This window comes from Streptosporangium subroseum, assembly GCF_900188345.1.
Lineage (GTDB): Bacteria > Actinomycetota > Actinomycetes > Streptosporangiales > Streptosporangiaceae > Streptosporangium > Streptosporangium subroseum.
Genome location: NZ_FZOD01000062.1, coordinates 32,907 through 58,154, shown reverse-complemented (window position 1 = coordinate 58,154; position 25,248 = coordinate 32,907). Strand labels below are relative to the sequence as shown.

Below are 25,248 nucleotides of genomic sequence, written 5' to 3'. Positions count from 1 at the left end.
GGCAGATACGCGCCCCCCGCCCTCATCACCGCCAGCAACCCGACCAGCATCTCCAACGAGCGAGAGGCGCACAGGGCCACGAGGACGCCGGGCCGTACCCCCTCACGGCGCAGCCGATTGGCCAGCCGATTGACCTCCACCTCCAACTCGGCATAGGTCAGACTCCGCCCCCCGCACATCACCGCGACCGCACCCGCCTCGCCCGCGACCAGATCGTGGAGGGTCGCCTCCGGGCGAGGGACCGCGGTGTCGTTCCAGTCGTGGAGGCTCCGCTCGCGTTCGGCATCCGGCAGCAGACCAAGCTCCGACAACCGAAGACCCGGGTCGTCGACGACCCGGACCAGCATGGTCTCAAGATGCCCCGCCATGCGCTCGGCCGTGGCCTGGTCGAACAGGGCCTCGTTGTAGATCAGGAAGAGGTCGAGGCCGTCGTCCTGCCGCCCGAACTCCAGCGACAGGTCGAACATCGCCGGCCGTATGCCCAGGTCGAGAAACTCGGCGGTGACGCCGGGCAGGACCAGGGTGGTGCCGCGGTAGTCGTGAAGGACGAGCTGAGCCTGGAAGAGCGGGGTGCGGCTGAGGTCTCTCGGGACGTTGAGCTCGCTCACCAGGCGGTCGAAGGGGAGGCCGCCGTTGGAGTACGCCTTCAGGGCCGCCGTACGGACGCGGACGAGCATCTCCTGGAAGGTCGGATCGCCCGACAGGTCCCCGCGGATCACGAGCGTGTTGAGGAAGAGCCCGATGAGCGACTCCAGTTCGTCCCGGTCCCGCCCCGCGACCGGTGTTCCGACGCAGATGTCCTTCTGACCGGAGTAGCGCGACAGCAGGACCAGATAGACGGTGAGCAGCACCATGAAGGGGGTGCAGCGCGTGCGCCGGGCGAGCTCGTCGATCCTGTCGCTCAGCGGCTGGGGAAGCCGGAGCGTGGCGCAGCCGCCGACGGTGGTCCTGACGGGGGGACGCGGCCGGTCCGTCGGGAGTTCGAGCGTCGGCGGGTCGGCCAGTCGCCGCCGCCAGTAGTCGAGCTGCCTGGCCGCCTGCCCTTCGAGACGTCCGGGCCTCTCGCCTGTCGGGCCGAGGACCCGTCCGGGCCGCTCACCGGTCGGCTCCTCGACCCGTCCGGACCGCTCGCCAGCCGGTCCCTCGACCTGTCCGAGCCGCTCGCCGGCCAGTCCCTCGACGCGTTCCCTCTGCCACAGCGCGAAGTCGGCGTACTGGATCGGCGGCGGCGCCAGCGGCGGCCGGCCGCCGCCCAGGAACGCCTCGTACAGCGAGGCCAGCTCGTGCAGGAACACTCCCACCGACCAGCCGTCCACGGCGATGTGATGGAACACCGCGTACAGCACGTGTTCCCGCTCGGACAGGCGCAGCAGGCCCGTCCGGAGCGGCGGTCCGCCCGCCAGGTCGAACCGCCGCTCGATCCGCTCCCGGACGAGCCGCAGGACCTCTGCCTCGCGCTCGGACTCGGGAAGATCTGTCAGGTCCAGGGACTCGAAGTTCAACGGGGCCGCCCCTCGGCCCACCTCGTCAACGACCTGGACCGGTGCCCCGTCCCTGCTCGGGAACCGGGTCCGCAGCACCTCGTGCCGGGCCACGATCTCCGCGAGCGCCCGTTCCAGCGCTCCGGCGTCGAGCGTTCCGCGGAGCCGCTCGGCGATGAAGATGTTGTGGGCCGCGGCGCCGCCGGCCTGCTCAAGCTGGTCGAGGAACCACATGCGCTCCTGGCCGAACGAGAGCGGCAGCTCGCGGATCCCACCGGGCCTGGGGGTGATGTCGCCTTGCGTGGGAGTCTCCATTCCTAGGGCTCCGAGATCTCGGAGGCCGCCGCGACAAACCCTTCGAAGGCCGGACCGGCAGATAAGGGGAGTCGCGGAACCGTCCTCATGACAAAATCCCGCCGACAGGCCGCGCCCCCCGCAAGGCGATCCATCATAATCACCACGAAATAATGGCAGATGCCTACATATACCCACAAGCAGTCAATATTCATGGCTTATATGCCGATGACCTGGATGGACCGTTCCTGACATCGCAGGGAGTCGCGAACAACCTCCCGGAATGCCACTGACATCATGTGGTCTGCCACTTGTTGCCAGCGTTCGGGACGCGAAGACAGGGCCCGGGAGCTTGACCGCGCCGCCCCGGAGCGTGTGTGATCACTATTGGCCGGCGCTCACTCCTGGGGAATCCCGTGAATTCCCGGAATTCCACCGGGCACGAGCCAGAAGGCCGACCATGACGGTTTCTCCCTCCCATTCGCCATTTCGAATTCCGACCGCCGAGGGAGAATGTCGATAATCGAAGGCGGGGGCTTCTGATGACCGAATCCGAATGGTCACCGAGTTCATCGGTGATACGGAGCGGAAGGCTCACCTGGGCCCAGCAGGAGTGGGTCCACTGGGTTCCCACCGACACGGACACCTCCTTCGAGGACAACATCTGCGCCGTGATACCGGGACGCGACGTACCCGTCGACCATGTCGTCACGGCGGTGCGAGACGTCCTCGTCAGGCACGAGGGACTGCGCTCGCTGGTCCACCGCGCCGGCCAGGAGGGCAGCCGCCAGTACGTCTGCCCGGTCGACGAACGGCTGGACGACGTGATCCAGGTGACGGACGAGGATGTGGCGGGCCGGCGGCGGTTCGACACGCCCTGGCGGCGCACGTGCTTCCGGATCGGCGCCGAGTGGCCCATCAAGGTCGTCCTGTACGCGACGGGCGGGCTCGCGCGCCGGATCGACATCGTCGTCGACCACGTCGCGATCGACCCCTGGGGGATGCGGGTCCTCTGCGACGACCTGACCCGCGCGATCAGGTCGCGCGCCGTGGGCCGCGAGCCGTTCGGCGCCGAACGCACCGGCCGCGTCGAAGGCGCCGAGCAGCCGATCGACGTCGCACTGTCGGAGACCTCCCCGGCCGGGCTGGTCTACCAGCGGCGGGCCCTGGGGTACTGGGAGCAGCGATTGCTCGGCTTCAGGAAGGCGCTCGACGGCCACACCCCTCGCAGCGGACCGTCCGCCCGCCCGAGGTCCCCCTCGGAGCAGGGAGCGTTCCGTTTCGGGAAGGCACTCGACGGCCACACTCCTCCCCCGCCCACCTCGGAGCAGGGGGCGTTCCGCTCCTGCTGGCTGGTCTCCCGCCGGGCCGGGCAGGCCGCCGGGGCGATAGCGCGGGCGACGGGAGTGTCCCCCTCCGCCGCCTTCCTCCTCGCCTTCGGCACCGCCGTCTGCGCGGTGGAACGGTCGCCGCAGGCCGGTCTGTTCGCGATCTCGGCGAACAGGTTCTCCGCCGGTGCGAGACGCTCGGTGCGGAAGGCGACCATGACGATGCCGGTGCTCGTCCCGGCGCCGGCGAGGGGGGACGCGGCGGATTCCTACCGCCGGGCCCTCGCGGACTGCGCCGCCCAGCAGCTGTACGGCCACCGGTTCGCCAACGCCGACCCGTACGCCACCGAGCGGATGTGCGAGGAGATCCTTGAGGATCTCTACAAGACCGGGGTCGCCTATCCGCGGTTCAGTTACATGGACGACTCGGTCACGAACGACTTCAACCCGGTGTGGCCGGCGGAGAAGGACGGTTTCCCCGGCGACGTGACCGCGGACGACAGGACCGTCACCTTCACCCCGCCCCGTCCGCTGGGCGCCAGATACATGCTGACGGTGCTCCATCGCCGCGCGGGCGCCGTTCTCAGCCTCCAGTGGGGTGACGCGACCGGCTGGGGAGAGACGGCCGAGAGCATGCTCCTGCACATCGAGGATCTGATGGTCTGGGCGGCTTCGGAATATGCCCTGGACGCGCCGGTGTTCGGCCAGGCGGGGACGATCGCGTAGTGCGGGGTACCAGGGCCGCACGAGAACGACCACGCGGCGCGGGGTGCCGGCGTGAGAACCGGACCGGGGGCGATCTCATGGAAAACCGAGGGCTTCTCATCGACTTCGCGGAAGACCATCTCATCCGGTTCACGGAAGACCAGGGGCCTCTCGCCGGGGCGATCGGATGACCCGCGACCGGCACCTCGACTGGGACGGCTGCTACAACGTCCGTGACCTGGGCGGCATGCGCACCGCCGACGACCGCGAGACCCGCTGGGGCGCCGTCGTCCGTTCCGACACCCCCCACCGCCTCACCCCGGCCGGCTGGGCGGCGCTCGCCGGCTACGGCATCCGTACGATCGTCGACCTGCGCAACGACGGCGAGCACCTCCCAGCGGTGGACGACCGCCCGGCGGGGCTCACCATCGTGCGCGTGCCCCTGGACGACCGCGCCGACACCGAGTTCTGGAACGGGCTGGGCGAAGGCGTGTACGGCACGCCCCTGTACTACCGGCCGTTCCTGGAGCGGAAGGCGGAGCGCTGCGCCGCGGCCGTCACCGCGATCGCCCGGGCCGAGCCCGGCGGCGTTCTCCTGCACTGCGTCGCGGGTCGCGACCGCACCGGGCTCATCACCCTGCTGCTGCTCATGCTCGCGGGGGTCGCCCCCGGCGACATCGCCTCCGACTACGAGCTGAGCACCGTCCGCCTGCGACCGCTCTACGCCAAGCTGGGCGAGCCCGACGAGGCCCCTCGCATCCAGGCGCTGCTCGACCGTGCGAACACCTCCGCCCGCGAGATCATCCTCTCCACGGTGGAGTCCCTCGACGCCGAGGCCTATCTCCGCGCGGGCGGTGTCAGCGACGCCGATCTGGCCGCCGTACGCACCCTGATCCTCGGATCCGTGAGCCCCGCGGGCTGAAGCTCCCGCCGCCTCAGCCGCCCGGTCCCTTCACGGGTCCGCTGTCCTCGCCCGTCAGCCTTCACACGTTCACCGTTCTCAGGACCCGTCCACCTTCACGCGTCCACGGTTCTCAGGACCCCGTCCCCTTCACGCGTCCACGGTCGTCAGGATTCCGTCCATGGCCTCGCCGTACACCGTCATCAGCTCGTCGACGGCCTGTTCCCAGCCGAACCGGGAGGCGTGGGCGATCGCGCCCTTCTGAAGCATTCGCAGGTGCCGTGGCGCCGAGACGAGGTCGCCGAGCACCCGCGCGTACCGGGCCGGGTCGTGCCCGTCCACGAGCACCCCGGAGATCCCGTCCCGCACCGCCGTACGCAGACCGCCGACGGCCGCGGCCACCACGGGCGTGCCGCACGCCTGGGCCTCCACCGCCACGAGACCGAACGTCTCCGCGTGGGAAGGCACCACGACCGCGGTCGCCGCGCGGTACCAGTCGGCGAGCTCCGGCTGGGGGCAGGGCGGCTCCAGCCTCACCTGACCGGCGATCCCCAGCGCGGCGGCGAGCTTGCCCAGATGATCCGGGTCTGTCAGCCCGGCCCCGCTGGGCCCGCCGACGATCGCCACGACGAGCCGCCGGGCGAGGCCGGGATTGTGCTGGATCATCTCGGCGGCGGCGCGCAGCAGCACGTCGGGCGCCTTCAGCGGCTGGACCCGCCCGGCGAACAGCAGGACGACGGCGTCCATGGGCAGGCCCAGGCTACGCCGCGCCTCCGGCTGCGAGCCGGGGCGGAAGAGGGACAGGTCGACACCGGGATTGACGGTCCGCACCCTCGCCGGATCGGCTCCGTAGAGCGCGATCAGCTGGTTCGCCTCCTGCACGGTGTTGGCGACGAGCCGATCGGCCGCGGCCACCACCGCGGTCTCCCCCGCGATGCGGCTGGCGGGTTCCTGCTCGTCGCCCGGCGCCCTCGCCGCGTTCTTGACCGCGCCGAGCGAGTGCATGGACTGTACGAGTGGGACGTTCCAGCGCTGCTTGGCGACCGATCCCACCCGCCCCGCCAGCCAGTGGTGGGCGTGGATGAGGTCGTACCCGCCCGTCTCGCGGGCGGCCCCGGTACGCAGCATCTCGGAGGTGAACTGGGCCAGGGTGGCCGGCAGATCGTTCTTGTCGAGTTCCTTCGGGGGCCCGGCGGCCACGTGCCGGACCAGCACGCCGGGGACGAGCTCGGCCAGCGGCGGGATGTCGGGAGAGATCGCGCGGGTGAAGATCTCCACCTCGACGTCCAGCGCGGCCATCCGCCGGGCGACCTCGACGATGTAGACGTTGAGCCCTCCGGCGTCGCCCCCACCCGGCTGGGCGAATGGAGAAGTAAGGACGCTGACGGTCGCGATCCTCTGGGGAAGGCGTCGCGGCACGGGCATTCACCTCCGCTTGAGCACTCGCCTGGCGGCGCGTCGTCGCCCGGCCAGGGCTGGGGATCTTCGGTAACGGGACCTCGGCCCCGGTACGGAGTTCAGGAACGGCACGGCGTGAGCCATGTCTGCTCTCACCTCCGCGAGGGATCGTGAGCCATGTCTGCGCTCACTCCCGCGAGGGGTCGTGAGCCGTGCCCGCTCTCACTCCCGCAGGAGACCGCGCCGCTTTCACGGCCGGAGGAGGAGCCTGACGAAGTACGGCGGCCGCACATGGTGAACTCGCCGTACTTCTGATGTGGAATCCAGCAAAGCGCCCCCCGGCCCCGCCCGTGGATTGGCCGTAGTCGCGACCCGTCAGGACTCGTCGGCCGCGAACTGTTAATGATCAGACACTCTCGAAGACGGAGACGTCAACCACTTGATCCAGGCCTTCAGGCCCTGCACGCTGGCAACAATTGGCCATCACATGATGCCAACGGCCTGGTGTGCGGTTATGGCGGCGGCCGCTCGGGGGGTGGCCGGAGCCCGCCGGATCGCGATGCCGGGTGTGACGGGCGGGAGAAGACGGACCAGACGGTTCATCACAACTATCTAGCAATGTTGTGCAATTTTCTGGCACACTCTGGCAAGAAGAGCTGCAAGGGGGTGAAGGCTTGCGGGTGGGTTGTCGGATGTACAGGTTTCGTCTCTGGAGGCGTGGCTACGGCTTCGCCTGCCAAGCGAGTCGCTCATCTCCAGGCGGGCCCCGGCCGCACCGGTGGCAGCATCCGCCGAACGCTGCCTGGAACCAGGCGTCCCTCCGCCGGGCGCGCTCAAGGCCGGGGCCGTACATCCCTCTCGACCTCGATCCTCCGTCCGATCGGCCTGCCCGCACACCGGCCGACACCGTGACGCGAGCCGATCGGAAAATATTCACTCCACGTGGAACCTGCAGGTCGTTCCTCCTGGCCGGCCCCCCGGGGAAACGGTGGGAGAACGATTGCTTACCGCATGTTCGGTGAACGACGGGGATAGAGATGTACCTCTCTCATTTGCAACCGGAACATCCACGCGCACTCGACGAAGACGTGGCCTCGGTTTACTTTGAGGCACTCCACAAGGGCCATATCGGAACGGCCTACGACGTCGCCAAAGAACTTGAGCTGGACCCCTGCATCGTCAAGGACGCCATAGACCAGCTGACACAACTCCATCTGCTCCGCCCGGAGCCCGGGCATCTCTCGAACCTCGTACCGGTGAATCCGGAGATCGCGGCGGCTTCGCTGATATCTCCGATGGAGACGGAGATTCATCACCGTCGCGATCTGATCACTGGAATTCGTACGCAGATGCATTCCCTCATGCACGGATACGACGAGGCGCAACGCAGTAAGAAACCATCCAGCTCCATAGAGGCGCTGCCCGACGAGGCCGCCGTGCGCGGATCGCTGCACATGGCCGCGGAGGCGTGCCACCGCGAGGTGCTGAGCATCGAGCCCAGCATCCCCTACTGGACCGCCTCCCTGGACGACACGCTGGCGCGCAATCTGGCCATGCTGGAACGGGGTGTGAGCATGCGAATGCTCTACCAGCACAGTGCCCGCGCCGACCTTCCCACCAGGGGACACATCAAGAAGCTCATCGCCGCCGGCGCCAGCGTGCGCACGACGCCCCAGCTTCCGAACCACCTTGTGATCTTCGATGGTGCGATCGCGTTCATGTCCAACCCGAGCGAGTCCGGACCGGCGTCGAGCGCCGTCGCCGCCCGCGATATCGCCGTCGTCGGATTCCTGGCCGAGATCTTCGAGCACCTGTGGAATTCGGCGACGCCTTACTCCGCCTCCGATATGGGTTACCAGGGCGCCACGGACGAAATACATCATGCAATCGTCAATCTGCTGGCCCAGGGGTTCACGGACGAGGCCGTCGCCCGCAGGCTGGGAATGTCCGTGCGCACGTGCCGCCGCCACATCGGCGCGCTGCTCCAGAATCTCAGTGCGGTAAGCCGGTTCCAGGCCGGAATTCGGGCCGCCACGACCGGATACGTCGACGCTAGGTGAATTTCCTCGCGGTAACACGCGGCCGTCATGACACGAAGGACATGTGTGCCTGATATGCCCTTCGACGGGAAGGCGACCGTTGGCAGGTGACGACGGCCGTCCGTCGGGAAGCAGGCAATGCGACAGCAGCCGAAAGGACAAGGGGAAATCAGCCATGCCGCGCGACCAACGCATTCTCTTCGTACACGCCCATCCCGACGACGAGTCGATCGGAACCGGTGCGACGATGGCGAAGTACGCGGCTGAGGGCGCACACGTCTGCCTGGTCACCTGCACCCTCGGCGAGGAGGGCGACGTGATCCCCGCCGACTCCTGGCATCTCGCCTCCGCCCGCGAGAACCGGCTGGGCCCGTACCGCGAGGGCGAGCTGGCACGGGCCTGCGCCGCCCTCGGCGTGGACGATCACCGCTTCCTCGGCGGGGCCGGACGCTGGCGCGACTCCGGCATGATGGGCGTGCCCACCAACGACAACCCGGCGTGCTTCTTCCGTGCCGACCTCGACGAGGCGGCGGCCGAGCTGGTCGGCATCGTCAGGGAGGTGCGGCCCCAGGTCATCGTCACCTACGACGACAACGGCTACTACGGCCATCCCGACCACATCCAGGCCCACCGGGTGGCATGGCGAGCGTTCGAGAAGGCCGGCGACCCGTCGTACGGCACGGGCGAACCGTGGCAGCCCTCCCGCTTCTACGTCACCGCGATGCCGGTGTCCGAGCTGAAGCGGGCGGCGGGCACGGGGCCGTTCGACCGGGTGAGATCCGCCGAGGACTTCGGCTTCGGGATCCCCGACGAGCAGGTGACCACGCAGATCGACGCGACCGAACATCTGGATGCCAAGCTCGCCGCGCTCCGCGCGCACCGCACGCAGCTCAGCGTGGAAGGCTCGTTCTTCGCCCTGTCCAACAACGTGGGACAGCCCGCGCTGGGCGTGGAGTACTACACCCTGCTCGCGGGAGAGCCCGGCAAACTCGACCAGGACGGCCGCGAGACCGACCTCTTCGGCTAGGCCGCGCGGGCCCTGGAGCGATCCCGTACCGCCCTCGGCCCGGGTCCCGGGCGGTAAAGGGCCCGTGAGTCATGAAGCGGCCCGTACGCGACCAGACCTCCTCGCCGGGCCGAGCCCGGCGAGGTCCGATCCCCGCGCCGGGCGAGGTCGGGGCAGGCCGCCGAGGTCAGATCGACTCGCCGGGCTCGGCCGGGTCGAGCTGTCGCGGCTGGGCCTGCGCCGCCACCCTCGGGTAGTGCAGGTCGAAGGCGGGCCTCTCGGAGCGGATGGTCGGCAGGAAGGTGAAGTTGTGCCGGGGCGGCGGGCAGGAGGTGGCCCACTCCAGCGAGTTGCCGTAACCCCACGGGTCGTCCACCGTCACGCGCGGGGCGTAACGCGCGGTGCGCCAGATGTTGTACAGGAACGGCAGCGTGGAGGCGCCGAGCAGGAACGCGCCCGCCGAGGAGATCACGTTGAGCTCGGTGAAGCCGTCGAGCGGGCTGTAGTCGGCGTAGCGGCGTGGCATGCCCATGGCTCCGAGCAGGTGATGGATCAGGAAGGTGGTGTGGAAGCCGATGAACAGCGTCCAGAAATGCCACTTGCCCAGGCGGTCGTTCAGCATCTTGCCGGTCATCTTGGGCCACCAGAAGTAGAAGCCGGCGAACATCGCGAACACCACGGTGCCGAAGACCACGTAGTGGAAGTGGGCCACCACGAAGTAGGAGTCGTGGACGTGGAAGTCCAGCGGCGGCGAGGCCAGGATGACGCCGGTCAGACCACCGAACAGGAAGGTGACCAGGAACCCGATGGCGAACATCATCGGCGTCTTGAAGGACAGGTGTCCTCGCCACATTGTGCCGGTCCAGTTGAAGAACTTCACCCCGGTCGGGATCGCGATCAGGAACGACATGAAGGAGAAGAACGGCAGCAACACCCGCCCGGTGGCGAACATGTGGTGCGCCCACACGGTCATCGACAGGCCCGATATCGCGATGGTCGCGCCGACCAGGCCGATGTAGCCGAAGATCGGCTTGCGGCTGAAGACGGGGATCACCTCGGTGATGATCCCGAAAAACGGCAGCGCGATGACATAGACCTCGGGATGGCCGAAGAACCAGAACAGGTGCTGCCACAGCAGTGGCCCCCCGCTCTGCGGCTCGAAGATGCGCGCGCCGAACCTGCGGTCGGCCTCCAGCGCGAGCAGCGCGGCGGCGAGCACCGGGAAGGCCATCAGCACCAGGACGCCGGTCAGCAGCACGTTCCAGGTGAAGATCGGCATGCGGAACATGGTCATGCCGGGGGCCCGCATGCAGATGATCGTGGTGATGAAGTTGACCGAACCGAGGATCGTGCCGAGTCCGGACAGCACCAAACCCATGCACCACAGATCACCGCCGAGCTGTGGGGAAAAGGTGGAGGTGGACAGCGGGGTGTATCCCGTCCAGCCGAAGTCGGCGGCGCCGCCGTTGGTCGCGAACCCGGTGAGGGCGATGAGGCCGCCGAACAGGAATAGCCAGTAACTCACCATGTTGAGCCGGGGAAACGCCACGTCAGGCGCCCCGATCTGCAGCGGCATGATCACATTGGTGAAGCCGGCGAACAGCGGCGTGGCGAACAACAACAGCATGAGCGTGCCGTGCATGGTGAACAGCTGGTTGTACTGCTCATGGGTGACGATCTGCATCCCGGGCTGCAGGAGCTCCGCTCGAATGATCATGGCCATGAGGCCGGCGATCAGGAAGAACCCGAACGACGTGATCAGATAGAGGTATCCGATCACCTTGTGGTCGGTGCTCGTCAACCACGACGCCAGGATCCTGCCCTTGCCGCTCGTCAGCGGCGCCAGCGGAGAGGTCAGCGGCTCCTCACGAGACCGCTCGAATGTCGTCATGGCACCTCGCTCACGAGCCGTACCCCGGCGAGAACGGCTCCGGCACTCCCCCTGCTCACTCGCGCACATACGTTGCGACACGAATCCACTGTGGCCTCCAACCGTGGGAAAACAGCCACGTCAGCATGCTTTTGCTGATGGACACTGCGGTACCCCGTTGTCACCGCTCATTAACTCGGCCATTTCCGCGAAAATCATTTATGGCGAACCGTTGAAATAAGGCCGTCGCTCAATGCCGTCTCTTGGCTCTTTCACTCCAATGCGCCCCGTGTCAGCGGGAGTTGAAGTAAATCCGTCGCTCGATGCCGTCTCTCGGTGCTGCCGCTCCAACGGACCCCGTGTCAGCGGGAATCGCCTCTCGCGGGCCGTACGGGCAGCGGGTGCGTCTCTCCCCGCCCGACGTAGTGCACGCGGTCGGACATGCCGATGCGCTCGACCTCGCGCCGGAAGTCCTCCAACGGCGAGGTGAACGCCTCGTAGTCGTCGTAGTGCACGGGCATGGCGCGCCGGGGCCGGATGAGGGAGAGCCACTCGGCCCCCTGCCTGCCGTCCATGGTCACCATCAGCAGGCCGAGGAGCCTGGTGCCTCCCAGGTGAACGATGCCCAGGTCGATGTCGGGGAACCGCTCGGGGATCTCGGTCAGGGAGCCGTCCATCAGCGTGTCACCGGATATGTACAGGCGCAGGTCGATGTGACCGCCGTCGCGGCCGAACTCCAGCATGCTGCCCATCACCGGGGGCAGCAGCGCCCGTGCCTGCCTCGGCGCGTGGCGGCCGGGCAGAGAAGTGATCCGCAGCGTGTGGCCGTCCCGCTCGAACAGCCGGTCCTCCCAGGTGTCCATTCCCACGGCCGCGCCGAACCCCTGGGCCCAGAGCCGTCGCGCCGCCTGGACCGTGGTCATGATCGGCAGTGTCCTGTTCAGGCCGCGGCGCGCCACCCGGTCCCAGTGGTCACCGTGCATGTGTGACAGCACCACGGCGTCGAGGGGTGGCAGCCGGTCGATCTCGATCGCCGGGTCGGTCCGGCGCCGGGAGCTCAGACCGTAGCCGAGATAGGCCCGCTGTCCACGATGGAGAAAGTTGGGATCGGTGAGCAGAGTGAACCCGTGATAGCGGATCAGCATGGTGGCATTGCCGATGAAAAAAACACCGGATTCGTTGAGATCATTCACAATGGGCCTCCATCCGGTACGGCACCGCCGCCCGACAATCCCGGTCGCCCTTTCGGGCTCCTCCTTCCTTACAGGGTTTCATGACGGCGATATCGGATTCGGCCTGACCCCGGCCAATGCGGAAAAGAAGGCGTTCACGATCTCATACGGCGACGAGGCCCCCGGGGCCCGGTGCCGACCCCCCAGGCCGGCACCGGGATGTCCGCCGGGAGCCGCAGCGGATCGTCGGCTTTTCCTACCAGCGGTGGTGGACCTGCGGGCGGATGAGCTCGTCGTAGACGCCCATCACTCCGGCCAGGGCCTCCGCCGTCAGAGGGGCGGCCTCGGCCGCGGCGGCGTTGGCCCGAGCCTGAACGGCGTTGCGCGCTCCGGGGATCACCACGCTGACGCCGGGCTGGTCGATGATCCAGCGCAGCGCGAACTGTGCCGTGGTCATCCCCTCGGGCACGAACTGCTGGAGCCTGCGCACGGCCTGGAGGCCGGTGCCGTACTCCACCCCGGAGAAGGTCTCGCCGACGTCGAAGGACTCGCCGTGCCGGTTGAAGTTACGATGATCGTCCTGCCCGAAGGAGGTGTGCTCGTCGTACTTGCCGGACAGCAGGCCGCTGGCCAGCGGGACGCGGGCGATGATGCCGACCCCGGCCTTCTGCGCGGCGGGAAGCACCTGCTCGAGCGGCTTGAGCCGGAGGGCGTTGAGGATGATCTGCACGCTGGCCACGTTCGGGCGGGCGATCGCGGTAAGGGCCTCCTCACAGGTCTCGACGCTCACACCGTAGGCGGCGAGACGGCCCTCTTCGACCATGGTGTCGAGCGCGTCGAACACCGCGTCGGTGGAGTAGACGGGCGTGGGCGGGCAGTGCAGCTGGACGAGGTCGAGGGTGTCGACCCCCAGGTTGGCGCGTGAGCGGTCGTTCCACTTCCGGAAGTTGTCGAGCGTGTACGCCGACGGTTCCTGGGCGACGCGCCTGCCCATCTTCGTGGCGACGGTCAGTCCCGGGCGCTCCTTGATGAGTTTTGCGACGATCTGCTCGCTACGGCCGTCGCCGTACACGTCCGCGGTGTCGATGAAGGTGACACCCGCGTCGACGGCGGCGGTCAGCGTGGCGAGCGCATCGTCCTCGCTCACGTCTCCCCAGTCGGCACCCAGCTGCCAGGCACCCAGACCGATGACCCCGACGTTCCGTCCGGTCCGGCCGAGTTCGCGTTGTTCCATGATGAATGACCCCTGAGTTGAAAATTGCACTGAGGTCACAGTCTGGCCGATACCTGCGTGAGCTTGGGAAGCAGCCCTCGCCGGAGCGCTCGCCGGCGGCACCGATACCGGCGAGACACCGCGGGTGGCAGAGGCACCGGGCAGCGGGCTTCAGACCTGGTACGGGCGCCTCTCGCGGGCCTCACGAAGGCTCTGGGCCCACCAGGTCAGCTGGTCGAGCATGGTCTTGGCGGCGGCGTTGACGGTCTCCGGGTCCTTGGGGCGTCCGTCCTCCTCGAACTGGATCCAGGCGCCGTGGAAGCTGACCGTGTCACGGATGGCGACCGCGTGCAGTTCGGCGAAGACGTGACGGAGGTGCTCGACCGCGCGAAGACCACCGGAGACGCTGCCGTACGCGACGAAGGCGACGGGTTTGGCCTGCCACTGGGTGAAGTGCCAGTCGATCACGTTCTTGAGGGACGCCGGGTAGCTGTGGTTGTACTCCGGGGTCACCACCACGAAGGCGTCCGCCACCTCCAGCCGCGGGCTGACGGCCTCGAGCGCCGCGGCCGCCTCCGGGGACGGGGCTCCGTCGCGGGACGGGAGCGCCATGGGCAGGTTCACCGAGGCCAGGTCGATCACGTCGATCTCGAAGCCGCCGTGCGTCTCCGCCCGCGAGACGAACCAGTCGGTGACGACCGGCGCGAACCGGCCTTCGCGGACACTGCTGATGATCACTGCGATACGGAGAGGGGTTCGGGTCGTTGCATGCGATGTCATGCCCTCAATCTGCCGAGCCGGGCGCCGCGTAGGGAGACCGCGTCAAGACTGGCCCCGGCAGGGCCACGATCCATACGGCCCCGGTCGCTACATTCGGAGGTGTGAGTGACAACGAGCTGGCCGCATTCATCCGTGCACGGCGGGAATCCGTCACCCCTGCCGACGTCGGTCTCCCCACCGGTCCGCGACGCCGCACCCCCGGCCTGCGAAGGGCCGAGCTGGCCACGCTCGCCGGGATCAGCGTCGAATACCTCACCCGGCTTGAGCAGGGGCGCGACCGCCACCCGTCCCCCCAGATACTCAACGCGCTCGCCGACGCGCTCCGCCTGCCCAACGACGAGCGCGTCTACCTGCGCTTCGCCGCCAAGGCGTCCAGCGGCTATCCCTTCCCCTGTACGGGAGCCGACTCCGAGCCTCCGGCCCGCGAGGTTCGCCCCACCGTCCAGGCGTTGCTCGACCGGCTGGAGCCCGCCCCCGCCGTCCTGCTCAACCGGCTGACCGACGTCCTCGCCTTCACCGTCGGCTACGAGCGGCTGACCGCCCCCCTCGGCCTCCTGGACGCCCGGTTCCCCAACCTTGTCCGGTTCGTCTTCACCGACCCGCGGGCCAAGATCGCCTACCCCGACTGGGACCGCATCGCCGATGCCCGGATCGCCGCCCTCAGATCCGGATCCTTCGGCGCCGACCCTCACCTGGCGGAACTGACCGCCGAGCTGACCGCCACCGCCGGCGCCCCCTTCAGCGACCGGATGAAGCCGGCGGCCAGTTCCTCCAGACCCACGGGATTCGAACGGCTGACGCATCCGGAGGCAGGCGAACTGCGCCTGGCCTACGAAACCCTCGAACTACCCTCCGCGGACGATCAGCGGCTGATCGTCTATCTCCCCGCCGACACGGCCACGTCCACCGCCCTCGACCGCCTCACCGGTCGCCGGCCCGGGGCGCTCCGCATGGTGAACGGATGACCCGGAGAAGTTCTCCGTCCGATGTGGGACCTCATTCTGAGTGCCCGTGTCCCCCGATGTGACCAGGGATTTTTATGAAGATCCCTGGCCACGGGCGAACACGGGCACTCTTCCCCTCCGTCGCGGACCCGGAGTTCTTCGCAACTCCGGGTCCTGTCACATGTGGTCAACGTGCTTCGACCACATGCCACGTCCGGACTGGAAAATGATCCTTACTTAGCAGCCGCCGCCGCAGCCACCGCCGTGGTGGTGGTGGCGGCCACCACCGTCTTCGTGGCCTCCGTCCCCGTCGGCCGAGACGTTGTTGTTGTTGTTGGTGTTGTTGACGTCGTCGCGTGCACCGTTGACGTTGTTGTTGTTGAGGTTCACGTTGAGGTGGAACCTCCGGTGGTTGCGGCGCTCATAGAAGTCGTGGTGGCTGCGGCAGCAGCTGCGGTGGCAGCAACCGCGGCGCCAGCCGCCGCCGCCGCCGCAGTTGATGACGCTCGCACCTGCGGTGGCACCGGCGGTGCCGGCGTTGGCGGCGGTGGTCGCGGCGCCCAGGCTCACGACTCCGCCGGCAAGGGCCGTGCTCAGCGCGAGCCCTGCGATGACACTTTTGACGTTGGGCATTGCATTTTCTCCCTGAGGATCAGTTGCCCCGATTTCGACATTTTCCAGATTTCCTTGGAAATTGCTGGAGATGACCACTGATGGATCGTCCCTGCTTGTCGTAGTTTCCTCTGAAGTCATGTGACAAACGGAGGTCGACAGCTTTTGCTGTCTCCTTATCTCTTTATTGAGGTTGTTGGACCCTTATTGGCTGTTTTGCTGTGAAATATATTTAATGTCGGATTTGTCGCATGGGCCGTGCGGCGAGGGGCGGCGTCAGAATGGAAGGCAAGAAAGGAAGGATGTGTGGATACGAGAAGGAAGACGACGGGTGGATTTAACCCGTTTAGTCCCTTTTTTCCAGATTGCCCGGCGCGGCGACGTCCTGCGGCGGCACCGGATGGAAGGGCACCACGGGTGCGAGGCGAATGAGGCCACGGCAGGTCACCGACCAGGACCTGTCGCCCTCACAGCAGGACGGGAATACCGTACCTGAAAACGCACGGTTGAACGCCGATGAAAGCACTGCCAGGCCAACAATTGAAAATCAGCCACAATAACCTTATTCAACGCCAGAAAGAAAAATAAACCTCCGCGGAAGCCGCCGACGGGCAGAGACACGGATATGGATCGGGAGATTCCGAGCCGCCCGGACGGCCCTCACGCTCATCCCGCCTCGCGCCGGCCGCCGACGGAATCGACGCCCCCGCCACACGAACGGCGACGTTCCCGGAAACGCGAACGGCCCGCGTTTCCGCAGGCCGTTGTCAGAATTTCCTCCGGTTGAGCATTGGTGCCCCCCGCAAGGTTCCGTGCGCTCCCGACTCCGGAGTCCCTTTCCCGATCATTCCCGATCTGCGATTTCCTCAGAAGCGCGGTCATGAACTGCCGCCCGCGTTTCTGGAACCTGGGATGCACCCGGTGGATCCGGAGCCTTCCGGCCGCCGTGGCTCGCCCGCTGACGGCGCCGAGGTCGGTGAACGCGGATTGGCCGGCCCCCGTAAAAGGGAGCCGGCCACAGAAAAACGATCAGTTGGTCGCGCGGGCGGCGGTCTCGATGAGCTCGGTGACCTTGCCGGGCTTGGAGATCAGGATGGCGTGCGCGCCCGAGACCTCGACCGTGCGGGACTTGGCGCGGGCGGTCATGAAGCGCTGGGCCTGCAGCGGGATGACCTGGTCGTCGCGGGGGATCAGCGCCCAGGACGGAATGGTCTTCCAGGCGGGCGTGCCAGAGGGCTCGGTCAGCGCGCCGTAGGTGATCGGCCGCTGGGTGGCGGCGAGAAGCGCGCTGGTGGAGCGGGGCAGGTCGGCGGAGAAGATGTCGGCGAAGTTCTCGGTTTTGACGTAGACATCGGCGTCGCCGGAGGCCAGGGGCACGGTCTTGATCGTGTTATCGCCGATCTTGCTGCCTGCGTACTTGGTGGACAGGTCGAAGACGCTCTCGCCCTGGTCGGGGATGACGGCCGAGACGTACACGAGGGCCTTGACGTCGGGGTCGGCGACCGCGGCGTTGGTCACGACCGAGCCGCCGTACGAGTGGCCGACCAGGACGACGGGCCCGTCCACAGTGGCGAGCAGGCTGTTGAGGTAGGCGACGTCGGAGGCCAGTCCGCGCAGCGGGTTGGCCGGGGCGAGCACCGGATAACCATCGCTCGTGAGCCGGGCGATGACTCCGTTCCAGCCGGAGGCGTCGGCCCAGGCGCCGTGAACGAGGACGACGGTGGGCTTGGCGCCGTGCGTGGCGGTCGCGTTCGCGGGCTGCGCGGCCAGTGTGCCGGCCAGGGCGACCAGTACGGCGGCGAAGACGGTCTTCAGGCGTCGGGACATTGCGGGAGTCCTTCTCTTTGTCGTGATGGGGGTGTGTGTGGCGCCGTCCCCCTCCGAGCGGCGCCACGAGGGGGTGGTCGTTCGAGGAAGTCGAGCAGCGCGACGTTGACCCGGCGGGTTCTCCTCGCCGGCCTTGATGCGGGGCATGCCGTTCCTTCTTGTGCGTCGCTCATGCGGACATGACCCAACCTGCCGATCCGCGTGATCCTCGACATCGCATGAATGCCCGAGATGGATTTTGTCGTCATGTCTGTGGCCGCTCGGCCAGATCTCTCACAGACCAGCCCCGTCTTCGCATATCCGGCCGGGCGTCCACGCCGTGGGCTGCCGTTCGCGGGTGGAGCGGATGCGGCGGCGCTCCGCGGGGGTGGTGCCGCCCCACATGCCGTCCGGTTCGCCGGTTTCGACGGCCCAGGTCAGGCAGGGCAGGCGCACCGGGCAGGCCAGGCAGATTCCCCGGGCCAAGGCGCTGTGCTGGGCGGGCTGACCGTCCCAGGTGAGCGGGAAGAACAGCTCGGGGTCGCTGTCCCGGCAGGCCCCGCGGGCCGTCCAGCGCAGGGTCGGGCTCGGGTCACCGGGATTGTCGTGCTGCCGGGTGATGTTCATGGTCGCCACCTGACTGTTCGATGCCGACGGGTTCGGGGTGAGGGTGACCGGCACGCCCGTGGCGACGGGCGGGCCGGTCCTGCGCGGGGGTGTCAGCGGGTATGGCGGTCGGCGTCGACGATGGTGTAGGCGACGGCGACCGGGTGGCTGACCGAAATGGCGTGTGAGGACCTCACCTCGACGACGTGAGCTTTGGCGCGCTTGGCCATCCACCGCTGCCCGGCAGGCGGGATGGCCTTGTCCATGGTGGTGACGATGTCCCAGGCCGGGATCTTCTTCCACGCCGGAGTGCCCGAGGGACCGGCGTAGGCGGCCAGGGCGAAGGGACGCTGGGCGGCGCCCATGCGGCGGGCCGTGGCGGTGGGCAGGTCGGCCGCGATGACCTTGGGGAAACTGGACTGCTTGACGTACAGGTCCACGCCCTTACCCGCCGTGTCGGCGTACGGGCGCTCCTCCAGGGTGGCCGGGCCGAGCAGGCTGCCCGGGTACTTCTTCGGGTCCAGTACCGTCTGGGTGCTCTCGCCCTTGTCCGGCAGGACCGCCGCCACGTACACCAGGGCCTTGACGTTGGCGGCCTCGCGAGCGGCGTTGGTGATCACGGCGCCGCCGTAGGAGTGGCCGACCAGGATCACCTTGCCCCGGATGCCCTTGACGACGCTCGCGATGTAGGCGGCGTCTCCCGACAGACTGCGCAGCGGATTGGCGGCGGCGACCACCGGGTAACCGCGTTGCTGCAACTGGGCGATGACCCCGTCCCAGCTGCTGGTGTCGGCCCAGGCTCCGTGGACCAGCACCACTGTGGGCAGGCTGCGCGCGGCGGCGTCGGCCATGGCGGGGACGGTGGACATCGTGATGGCGGCCAGGCCGAGTGCGACGGTGGCGCTCCGCCAAGCGGACGGCAGATGAGGCATGAGAAATCCTTTCAACACGGAATGAAGCGGGGTTGGCGAGGAAGCCGCCGGACGACGCGGCGTGGGCTGGTTCGATCCCCCGTGGCCGTACCAGCGCACATCCGTGAGGGTGCCGATTCGTCGGCGGCTGCCTCAACCGGTGCGTACTCCACAGTTCCAGCGGCCATGGGCATGAGACATCGCACGAAGACTTGAGATCGCAGCGCCGGCTCACGGCTCGCGACCGGACCCGTTCGACCGGGCGGTCTTCCCGCTTCGCACCGGCTACCGGCAGACCTGCCAGGTCTTACCGGGGCATGTCACGTATCCGTGTGATGTCGGCCGATCCCGCCAGGCGTTTGCTGGGTTCACCGACCGGCGCTGATCTCTCATCTGGAGGCCACGATTACTCCCGTCCGCCATTTCACCGAGGACGTCAACGGCTTGGCCGTCCTCTGCCGCGAAGCGGGCCCGAAAAGCGCGCCCACGATCGTGCTGCACGGTTTCCCGAGCGGCTCCCCCATGTTCCGGAACCCGGTCCTGGTCCTGGCCGGCCTGGAGAGCACGCTCCTGTATCCGAACCGGGCGTCGGGCGCCCGGCGCACAGCTCACCGCCACGGCTCTCGATCGTCTCACCGGCGCTCGTCCCCAGGTCGCGACACCACCGTCACATGGGCGGCCACAACCGTGGACCACGGCACCCACCACGAACTCCCACGGGCGCGATGGAAGGACCAGAAAGGCGACCGTGATCGCGGTGGCATCGTCGGATGCCGTATGCGAACGGAGCCGAGACCGTGATCACGAACCTGTTGGAGTCGCCCGGAGACGACGCGGCGCGGACCGGTCCGGAGGTCTCCGCGGCAGACGACCGGTTGATCGGCGAGTTGGACGCGGCCGCCTCGGTGTTCGTCACCACACGGCCCCGGCTCTTCGCGATCGCACGCCGCGTTCTCGACGACGTGGGCGAGGCCGAGGACGTGGTGCAGGAGACGTGGCTCCGGTGGGAACGCACCGACCGCTCGATCGTCGTCAGTCCGCCCGCGTTCCTTGCGATGACCACCACCAGGCTCGCCCTCAACGTCACCCAGTCCGCCCGGAGACGTCGCGAGACGTCCGTCGGACCTTGGCTTCCCGAAACGGTGGACCACAACGGCAGCCCCGAGACAGCGGCCGAACGACATGACGCGGTCGATGTGGCGGTCCGGCTGCTGCTGGAGAAACTGTCACCCGCCGAACGGGCGGCATACCTCCTCCGCAAGGCATTCGACTACCCCTACCGGCGAATCTCCGAGGTTCTTCACCTGGGTGCGGACCATACGCGGCAACTTGTACGGCGCGCCCACGAACACATCGCCACCGGGCGACGTCGGCCGGTGAACACCGTTGCCCATCGGCGCCTCGTGCAGACGTTCCTCGCTGCGGCGCAGACCGGCGACCTCGCCGAGCTGGAAGAACTTCTCGCCGCCGACGTGTCCGCCAGATCCGGTGACGGCGATTCGAGGCCGATCTCGGCCTCGAATCTCCGTCACCGGGCCGCTGACCGGTCACGGCGCCGACGGATCTCCACGGAACCGATGAGAGCCGGCCGATGAGAACTGAGCGAGCCGGAGCCCCTACGCCGTCTGTCAGCGCTGGGCTTCGGCCCGTTCTCGGATCCCCCGCGGCGTTTGCCGCGTCCTCGGGTGGCCGGCGAGCTCCATCGGCGTCACCGTGAGCGGCGCCCGCGGTCGCCGCCACTCGTGACGGTATGCACCGGGACCCGGTGTGAAAGGTGAGGACACCGCAGGCGGATGGTCATGTCGTGGCCTGCCGTCTGCGGGCGCGTAGGCCGGGCGACGGTGTCGGTGTGGCCTGCGTCAGCCGGTCCGGGCGACGGTGTCGGTGTGGCCGTGCGTCAGCCGGTCCGGGCGATGGTCAAGACGGTGGCGAGGGCCTGCTCGACCGTGTTGTACACGGGCAGGAGCGCATGAACCCGGACGATCTGCAGCAGACGGGCGGGGGTGCCGCGGACCCCCGCCAGACGTACGCCCGCGTCGTCGGCGGCGGCCTGCCGGGCGCTGGACATCAGGACTCGCAGGCCCGAGCAGTCCAGGAACGACAGCTCGGTCAGGTCGAAGACCATATGGTCGCCGGGCCTGCGGATGCGGTCGATGTAGTCGGCCAGTTGGCCGCTGGTGGCGAGGTCGACCTCACCGCCGACCGCGATCAGGCTCGTGCCGGGAAGATGCCGATGCCCCAGCGTCAGCGGCGAGGTGGAGGCTCCCCGGGGGAAGAGACACCGCGGGTCCCCATTGGACGACCGTGGCCCCGGGGAAGCGCTCCTGACCGGGGGCGGCTTCACTCCTGTCCGTGGTCGGCGGCGTCGAGAACGGCGGCGGTCACGGCGTCGGGCTGGGACGCCGCGAGCGCGTGCGAGGCGCCGGGGATCTCACGGGTGCCTCGTGAACCGGCGCGTTCGGCCATGAACCGCAGCGCCGCGGCCGGAATGTTGAGGTCGCGCTCGCCGTGGACGAACCAGGACGGTGTGGTACGCCAGCCCGGCTCGCTCGCCGCCAGTCCATCGCTCAGAGCCTGCTCGGTCACCGGCCGCTGGGTCGCCGCCATCAGCGCGGCCTCGTCGGCGTCGAGGTCGGCGCAGAACTGGTGGTGGAACTTGTCCTCGGCGATGCGGAACTCGTTGCCGCCTGAGGCGACCGGGTAGGCGACCAGCGCGCCCCCGAGGCTGCTGCCTTCGAACTTGCCGGACAGCAGCAGCGCGCTCTCGCCGGGTTCGGGGGCGAAGGCGGCGACGTAGACCATGGCGCGGACGGCCGGATTGCCGGCCGCGGCCTGGGTGATCACCATGCCGCCGTAGGAGTGGCCGACCAGGACGACCGGACGGCCGATGCCGGCGATCACGTCGCGCAGGTAGGCGGCGTCTCCCTCCACGCTGCGCAGCGGGTTCGCCACCGCGACGGCGGTGAGCCGGTTGCCGTGCAGGCGCCGGATGACGCGGTTCCAGCTGGCCGATTCGGCGAAGGCGCCGTGGACCAGGACGATGACGGGCTGCTCGCTCATGAGTGTGCCTTTCTGGTGTTCAAGACGTTTTTGAGGGCCTCGATGGCCCGGGCGACGGCGGCGCGCGCGACGTGGGTGTCGCGGACCGGGTTGAGCATCACGAAAACCCACCGTGAATCGGATCGGTTTCTCCACTTAGACCGGGCAGCCACCCGAATCTGTGACACCGCCGGCCAGGTGTGTCCGGCGAAGCGGTCACTGCGAACGGTGACAGCGCTCATCTGGCGCCCATGATCACCGGTGCTCGTGCGGTAGGTGAATCGAGCAGACCGTGAGGGTCGGCGGCCCCTCGACCCGGCTCCGTCGTCCGCATGGTCACCGGCGATCACGGGGCGTCAGGACGTGGCCGGCATGCCTTCGAGCAGCGCGGTGCGGATCTGTTTGCGGGACGCGATGCCGAGCTTCGCGAAGACCTTGCGCAGGTGCCATTCGACGGTGTGCGGGCTGATGAAGAGCTGAGCGCCGATCTCGGGGTTCGTCAGCCCGTCACCGGCCAGGCGCGCTATCTGCGCTTCCTGGGCGGTGAGATTGGTGCGCACCTCGGCGGGGCGCTTGCGTACCGTCTCGCCGGCGGCCTGCAGCTCGCGCCGGGCGCGTTCCGCGAACGCCTCGGCCCCGATCTGGCCGAGCATCTCGTATGCGGCGCCCAGTTGCTCGCGTGCGTCGAGGCGGCGGTTCTCCCGGCGCAGCCACTCGCCGTACAGCAGCCGGGCACGGGCGAACGTCACCCGGACCTCGGTACGGCCGAGCCGCTCGATCGCCTCACGGTACAGGGTCTCGGCGGCCGCTCCGTCGCTCACCTGGGCACGCGCACTCGCCGAGGTACCCAGCGCCCAGTCGGTACCACTGGCCTGTGCCATCTCGTCGAGTCGCCGGGCGGCTTCGGCGGCGGGGACCGGCCGTCCGCTCCGGGCGGCCGCCTCGACGAGCTCGACCATGGACCAGATGGACAGCCCGAGCTCCTGCGGGTGCTCGCAGCCCCGCTCGGCCGCGATGTACGCCTCCTCGTAGCGGCCGAGGCCGTTGTAGAGCACCGCGCTCGCCCATTGGGTGGCGGTCTCCACCTTGCCTTCCCCTTGCAGGACCGCGTCTCGCGTGAGCGCTTCGATCGCCTGACGTGTCGCGGCTTCCCCGCCCCTCCATGGCTCGACCACCAGGGCTCCGTACTGGGCGAAGAAGCGGCTGCCCGTCGCCTCACCGATCGCCACCGCCTCGGCGACCAGCGAATCCGCGACAGCGATCTCGCCGGCGATGACCCGATTCGACACGAGCAGCAGCAGGGCCGACGGCAGCACCGACAGAGCCCCCGTCTCGCGTGCCAGGGCGACCAACCGCACCGACAGCATCGACCAGCTGTCGAAGTCCCATGCGTTGTGGGCCATGCGGGACGCGAACGGGAGCCAGCCCAGGCCCTCTTCCCTGGAGCTCTCTTCGGTGCGGAAGGCGTCCAGGGCCTGCCGCACCATCGGCACGCCCGCCGGGTAACCCTCGATGATCACCCGTGCCAGGCCGTTCAGGAGCAGATCGTTGCGCTCCGGTTTCGACCCCGGCGGTGCGGCGAGCGCCGCCTTGGCGATGTCCGCCAGTTGAGCGCCGCTCGGCAGACGGCCGGCGGTCAGAGCGGCGTACAGCGCGTCACGGTAGGTCTCCCGGGCCAGTCCGGCGTCCAGCGGCTCAAGACGCTTGCCGGCTTTGAGCAGCAGCGGCAAGGCTGCGCCGGCACTTGTGGAGGCGAATGCGATCTGACCGCGCAGCAGGTCGGACTGGGCGAGTTCGTGTTCGTCCAGGGGACTGAGTTCCGCCGCGTCCAGCAGCTCCAGCGCGGCGTCGAACCCACCGGCCTGGTACTTGGCCCGTGCCGCCGCCAGCGCTCTGGCTCCGCGGCGCGCCGGATCGGAGGTCAGCTCGGCCGCCCGCTCCAGGAACGCGGCTGCCGCCGCGACTCCCCCGCGCGCCTGCGCCCGGTCGGCGGAGCGCTCCAATTCGACCGCCACCGTCTCGTCGGGGCCGGCTGCGGCGTTGGCGAGATGCCACGCTCGACGTTCGGGATCCGATCGAGGGTCGGTCGCGTCGGCCAGCGCGCGGTGCACGTCCTGCCGGTCCTGCGGGGCCGCCACCCTGTAGGCCGCCGATCGCACGAGGGGGTGACGGAAACGCACCCGGGTCCCGATGGTGATCAGTCCCGCCGCTTCGGCCGGCGACGCGGCGGCCGCTTCGACTCCCAGCAGCTCTGCCACCCGCGTCAACAGGGTCACGTCACCCACCGGCTCGGCCGCCGCGATGAGCAGCAGCTTCTGCGTGCCGGCCGGTAGCGACCGGACCCGCCGCAGGAAGCTCTGCTCGATCTGGCCGGCCAGCGGCCGTGCGTCGGGCCGCCCGAACCCACCTGCCAGCTCCGCCGCCGTCAGTCCCCGGGGCAGCTCAAGCAGGGCCAGCGGGTTTCCCTGGGTCTCGGCGACGATCCGATCCCGGACCCGCTCGTCGAGTCGCCCGGGAGTCACGGAGTCCAGCAGGGCGCGAGCGTCGCCGTCACTCAACCGTCCCACCTCGAGCTGCGGCAGCCTCGTCAGCTCGTGTTCGAGGCAGGGCTCGCGCACCGCGAGCACCAACCCGATCGGCTCCGCGAGCAGGCGTCGCGCGACGAAGGCGAAGGTCTGCACGGAGACCCGATCAAGCCACTGGGCGTCATCGACGAGGCAGACCAACGGCCCGTTCTCGGCCACCTCGGCGAGCAGGCTGAGCACCGCGAGCCCGACCAGGAAGCGGTCCGGCGGAGCTCCCGCGCGCAGGCCGAACGCCGTCCCGAGCGCGTCACGTTGCGGGCCCGGCAGGCGGTCGAGGTGATCCAGAAACGGGGCGCACAGCTGATGCAGTCCGCCGAAGGCCATCTCCATCTCGGACTCGACGCCCGCCGCTCTGGCTATCCGGCAGCCGGACGCGCCGCCCCGCACGTACTCCAGCAGCGCCGTCTTGCCGATGCCGGCCTCGCCGCGCAGGACCAGGACCGAGCTACGACCGGCCTGCGCAGTCGCCACGAGCTGATCCAGTGCCTCGCACTCGATCCGCCGGCCACGCAGCCGCAACCCGAGATCCCTGCTTGCCATAGGCGCTGCCCCCGCCGA

General features: G+C 68.7%; 19 protein-coding genes. 6 read left to right on the top strand and 13 right to left on the bottom strand.

Features of this window, described 5'->3' with window-relative positions:
• Window positions 1-1,796 (bottom strand): condensation domain-containing protein (locus CHC08_RS38205; RefSeq protein WP_143653514.1); only part of this gene is annotated, 1,796 nt, incomplete at its 3' end.
• A 521-nt stretch (window positions 1,797-2,317) separates the two neighbouring features.
• Between CHC08_RS38205 and CHC08_RS38195 the strand changes: the two genes are divergently transcribed.
• The gene (locus CHC08_RS38195) at window positions 2,318-3,829 is read left to right on the top strand and encodes a condensation domain-containing protein (RefSeq protein WP_089212264.1); all 1,512 of its coding nucleotides are present in this window, start codon (window positions 2,318-2,320) and stop codon (window positions 3,827-3,829) included.
• Window positions 3,830-3,995: 166 nt separating this feature from the next.
• Window positions 3,996-4,730: a tyrosine-protein phosphatase gene (locus tag CHC08_RS38190; RefSeq protein ID WP_089212263.1), complete on the top strand. Its 735-nt coding sequence runs from the start codon at window positions 3,996-3,998 to the stop codon at window positions 4,728-4,730.
• Window positions 4,731-4,859: 129 nt separating this feature from the next.
• Here CHC08_RS38190 and mshA read toward each other — a convergent pair whose 3' ends face one another.
• Window positions 4,860-6,134: a D-inositol-3-phosphate glycosyltransferase gene (gene mshA, locus CHC08_RS38185; RefSeq protein ID WP_089212262.1), complete on the bottom strand. Its 1,275-nt coding sequence runs from the start codon at window positions 6,132-6,134 to the stop codon at window positions 4,860-4,862.
• A 1,322-nt stretch (window positions 6,135-7,456) separates the two neighbouring features.
• Here mshA and CHC08_RS38180 point away from each other — a divergent pair.
• Together CHC08_RS38180 and mshB are read left to right on the top strand one after the other, a co-directional pair.
• The gene (locus CHC08_RS38180) at window positions 7,457-8,167 is read left to right on the top strand and encodes a response regulator transcription factor (protein WP_143653513.1); all 711 of its coding nucleotides are present in this window, start codon (window positions 7,457-7,459) and stop codon (window positions 8,165-8,167) included.
• 154 nt (window positions 8,168-8,321) lie between these two features.
• Complete coding sequence (mshB, locus tag CHC08_RS38175) at window positions 8,322-9,173, top strand: N-acetyl-1-D-myo-inositol-2-amino-2-deoxy-alpha-D-glucopyranoside deacetylase (RefSeq protein ID WP_089212260.1); 852 nt, start codon at window positions 8,322-8,324, stop codon at window positions 9,171-9,173.
• Window positions 9,174-9,339: 166 nt separating this feature from the next.
• Here mshB and ctaD read toward each other — a convergent pair whose 3' ends face one another.
• The 4 genes from ctaD to CHC08_RS38155 form a co-directional block, all read right to left on the bottom strand.
• Window positions 9,340-11,043 carry an aa3-type cytochrome oxidase subunit I gene (ctaD, locus tag CHC08_RS38170; protein WP_179282449.1) on the bottom strand — a complete coding sequence of 568 codons (1,704 nt, stop codon included), beginning with the start codon at window positions 11,041-11,043 and terminating at the stop codon, window positions 9,340-9,342.
• Between the two features lie 341 nt (window positions 11,044-11,384).
• Window positions 11,385-12,215 carry an MBL fold metallo-hydrolase gene (locus CHC08_RS38165; RefSeq protein ID WP_089212259.1) on the bottom strand — a complete coding sequence of 277 codons (831 nt, stop codon included), beginning with the start codon at window positions 12,213-12,215 and terminating at the stop codon, window positions 11,385-11,387.
• Window positions 12,216-12,450: 235 nt separating this feature from the next.
• Window positions 12,451-13,428: an aldo/keto reductase gene (locus CHC08_RS38160; RefSeq protein WP_089212258.1), complete on the bottom strand. Its 978-nt coding sequence runs from the start codon at window positions 13,426-13,428 to the stop codon at window positions 12,451-12,453.
• A 150-nt stretch (window positions 13,429-13,578) separates the two neighbouring features.
• Window positions 13,579-14,145 (bottom strand): NADPH-dependent FMN reductase, encoded by a 567-nt coding sequence (locus tag CHC08_RS38155; RefSeq protein WP_245878816.1) that lies wholly within the window; start codon window positions 14,143-14,145, stop codon window positions 13,579-13,581.
• A gap of 143 nt (window positions 14,146-14,288) precedes the next feature.
• On the opposite strand from CHC08_RS38155, the gene CHC08_RS38150 reads away from it, so the two are divergent.
• Window positions 14,289-15,152, top strand: coding sequence for a helix-turn-helix domain-containing protein (locus CHC08_RS38150; RefSeq protein WP_089212256.1), 864 nt, complete (start codon window positions 14,289-14,291; stop codon window positions 15,150-15,152).
• Window positions 15,153-15,368: 216 nt separating this feature from the next.
• Here the strand turns inward: CHC08_RS38150 and CHC08_RS38145 are convergent, their stop codons facing one another.
• The 4 genes from CHC08_RS38145 to CHC08_RS38130 all read right to left on the bottom strand — a co-directional run bounded on the left by CHC08_RS38145 (window position 15,369) and on the right by CHC08_RS38130 (window position 19,087).
• Complete coding sequence (locus tag CHC08_RS38145; protein ID WP_089212255.1) at window positions 15,369-15,764, bottom strand: hypothetical protein; 396 nt, start codon at window positions 15,762-15,764, stop codon at window positions 15,369-15,371.
• 1,008 nt (window positions 15,765-16,772) lie between these two features.
• A complete protein-coding gene (locus CHC08_RS38140; RefSeq protein ID WP_089212254.1) occupies window positions 16,773-17,570 on the bottom strand; it encodes an alpha/beta fold hydrolase in 798 nt (265 codons plus the stop codon).
• 273 nt (window positions 17,571-17,843) lie between these two features.
• On the bottom strand, window positions 17,844-18,176 hold the full coding sequence (locus tag CHC08_RS38135) for a WhiB family transcriptional regulator (RefSeq protein ID WP_089212270.1): 333 nt from the start codon (window positions 18,174-18,176) through the stop codon (window positions 17,844-17,846).
• A gap of 92 nt (window positions 18,177-18,268) precedes the next feature.
• Window positions 18,269-19,087, bottom strand: coding sequence for an alpha/beta fold hydrolase (locus CHC08_RS38130; protein WP_089212253.1), 819 nt, complete (start codon window positions 19,085-19,087; stop codon window positions 18,269-18,271).
• 749 nt (window positions 19,088-19,836) lie between these two features.
• On the opposite strand from CHC08_RS38130, the gene CHC08_RS38125 reads away from it, so the two are divergent.
• Window positions 19,837-20,661 carry a sigma factor gene (locus CHC08_RS38125; RefSeq protein ID WP_089212252.1) on the top strand — a complete coding sequence of 275 codons (825 nt, stop codon included), beginning with the start codon at window positions 19,837-19,839 and terminating at the stop codon, window positions 20,659-20,661.
• 302 nt (window positions 20,662-20,963) lie between these two features.
• On the opposite strand, the gene CHC08_RS38120 is transcribed toward CHC08_RS38125, so the two are convergent.
• From CHC08_RS38120 to CHC08_RS38110, 3 genes are all read right to left on the bottom strand, one after another.
• Complete coding sequence (locus CHC08_RS38120) at window positions 20,964-21,410, bottom strand: STAS domain-containing protein (RefSeq protein WP_089212251.1); 447 nt, start codon at window positions 21,408-21,410, stop codon at window positions 20,964-20,966.
• Window positions 21,407-22,126 carry an alpha/beta fold hydrolase gene (locus CHC08_RS38115; protein WP_089212250.1) on the bottom strand — a complete coding sequence of 240 codons (720 nt, stop codon included), beginning with the start codon at window positions 22,124-22,126 and terminating at the stop codon, window positions 21,407-21,409. Before CHC08_RS38115 ends, CHC08_RS38120 begins: the two co-directional genes overlap by 4 nt.
• A gap of 335 nt (window positions 22,127-22,461) precedes the next feature.
• Complete coding sequence (locus tag CHC08_RS38110; RefSeq protein ID WP_089212249.1) at window positions 22,462-25,230, bottom strand: helix-turn-helix transcriptional regulator; 2,769 nt, start codon at window positions 25,228-25,230, stop codon at window positions 22,462-22,464.
• Window positions 25,231-25,248 lie beyond the last annotated feature (18 nt).

Coding starts and splice junctions, on each gene's coding strand:
- CHC08_RS38145 (WP_089212255.1), bottom strand. CDS start 15,764: ATGCCCAACGTCAAAAGTGTCATCGCAGGGCTCGCGCTGAGCACGGCC.
- ctaD (WP_179282449.1), bottom strand. CDS start 11,043: ATGACGACATTCGAGCGGTCTCGTGAGGAGCCGCTGACCTCTCCGCTG.
- CHC08_RS38110 (WP_089212249.1), bottom strand. CDS start 25,230: ATGGCAAGCAGGGATCTCGGGTTGCGGCTGCGTGGCCGGCGGATCGAG.
- mshB (WP_089212260.1), top strand. CDS start 8,322: ATGCCGCGCGACCAACGCATTCTCTTCGTACACGCCCATCCCGACGAC.
- CHC08_RS38160 (WP_089212258.1), bottom strand. CDS start 13,428: ATGGAACAACGCGAACTCGGCCGGACCGGACGGAACGTCGGGGTCATC.
- CHC08_RS38125 (WP_089212252.1), top strand. CDS start 19,837: ATGCCGTATGCGAACGGAGCCGAGACCGTGATCACGAACCTGTTGGAG.
- CHC08_RS38180 (WP_143653513.1), top strand. CDS start 7,457: ATGCATTCCCTCATGCACGGATACGACGAGGCGCAACGCAGTAAGAAA.
- CHC08_RS38135 (WP_089212270.1), bottom strand. CDS start 18,176: ATGAACATCACCCGGCAGCACGACAATCCCGGTGACCCGAGCCCGACC.
- CHC08_RS38140 (WP_089212254.1), bottom strand. CDS start 17,570: ATGTCCCGACGCCTGAAGACCGTCTTCGCCGCCGTACTGGTCGCCCTG.
- CHC08_RS38115 (WP_089212250.1), bottom strand. CDS start 22,126: ATGAGCGAGCAGCCCGTCATCGTCCTGGTCCACGGCGCCTTCGCCGAA.
- CHC08_RS38190 (WP_089212263.1), top strand. CDS start 3,996: ATGACCCGCGACCGGCACCTCGACTGGGACGGCTGCTACAACGTCCGT.
- mshA (WP_089212262.1), bottom strand. CDS start 6,134: ATGCCCGTGCCGCGACGCCTTCCCCAGAGGATCGCGACCGTCAGCGTC.
- CHC08_RS38195 (WP_089212264.1), top strand. CDS start 2,318: ATGACCGAATCCGAATGGTCACCGAGTTCATCGGTGATACGGAGCGGA.
- CHC08_RS38130 (WP_089212253.1), bottom strand. CDS start 19,087: ATGCCTCATCTGCCGTCCGCTTGGCGGAGCGCCACCGTCGCACTCGGC.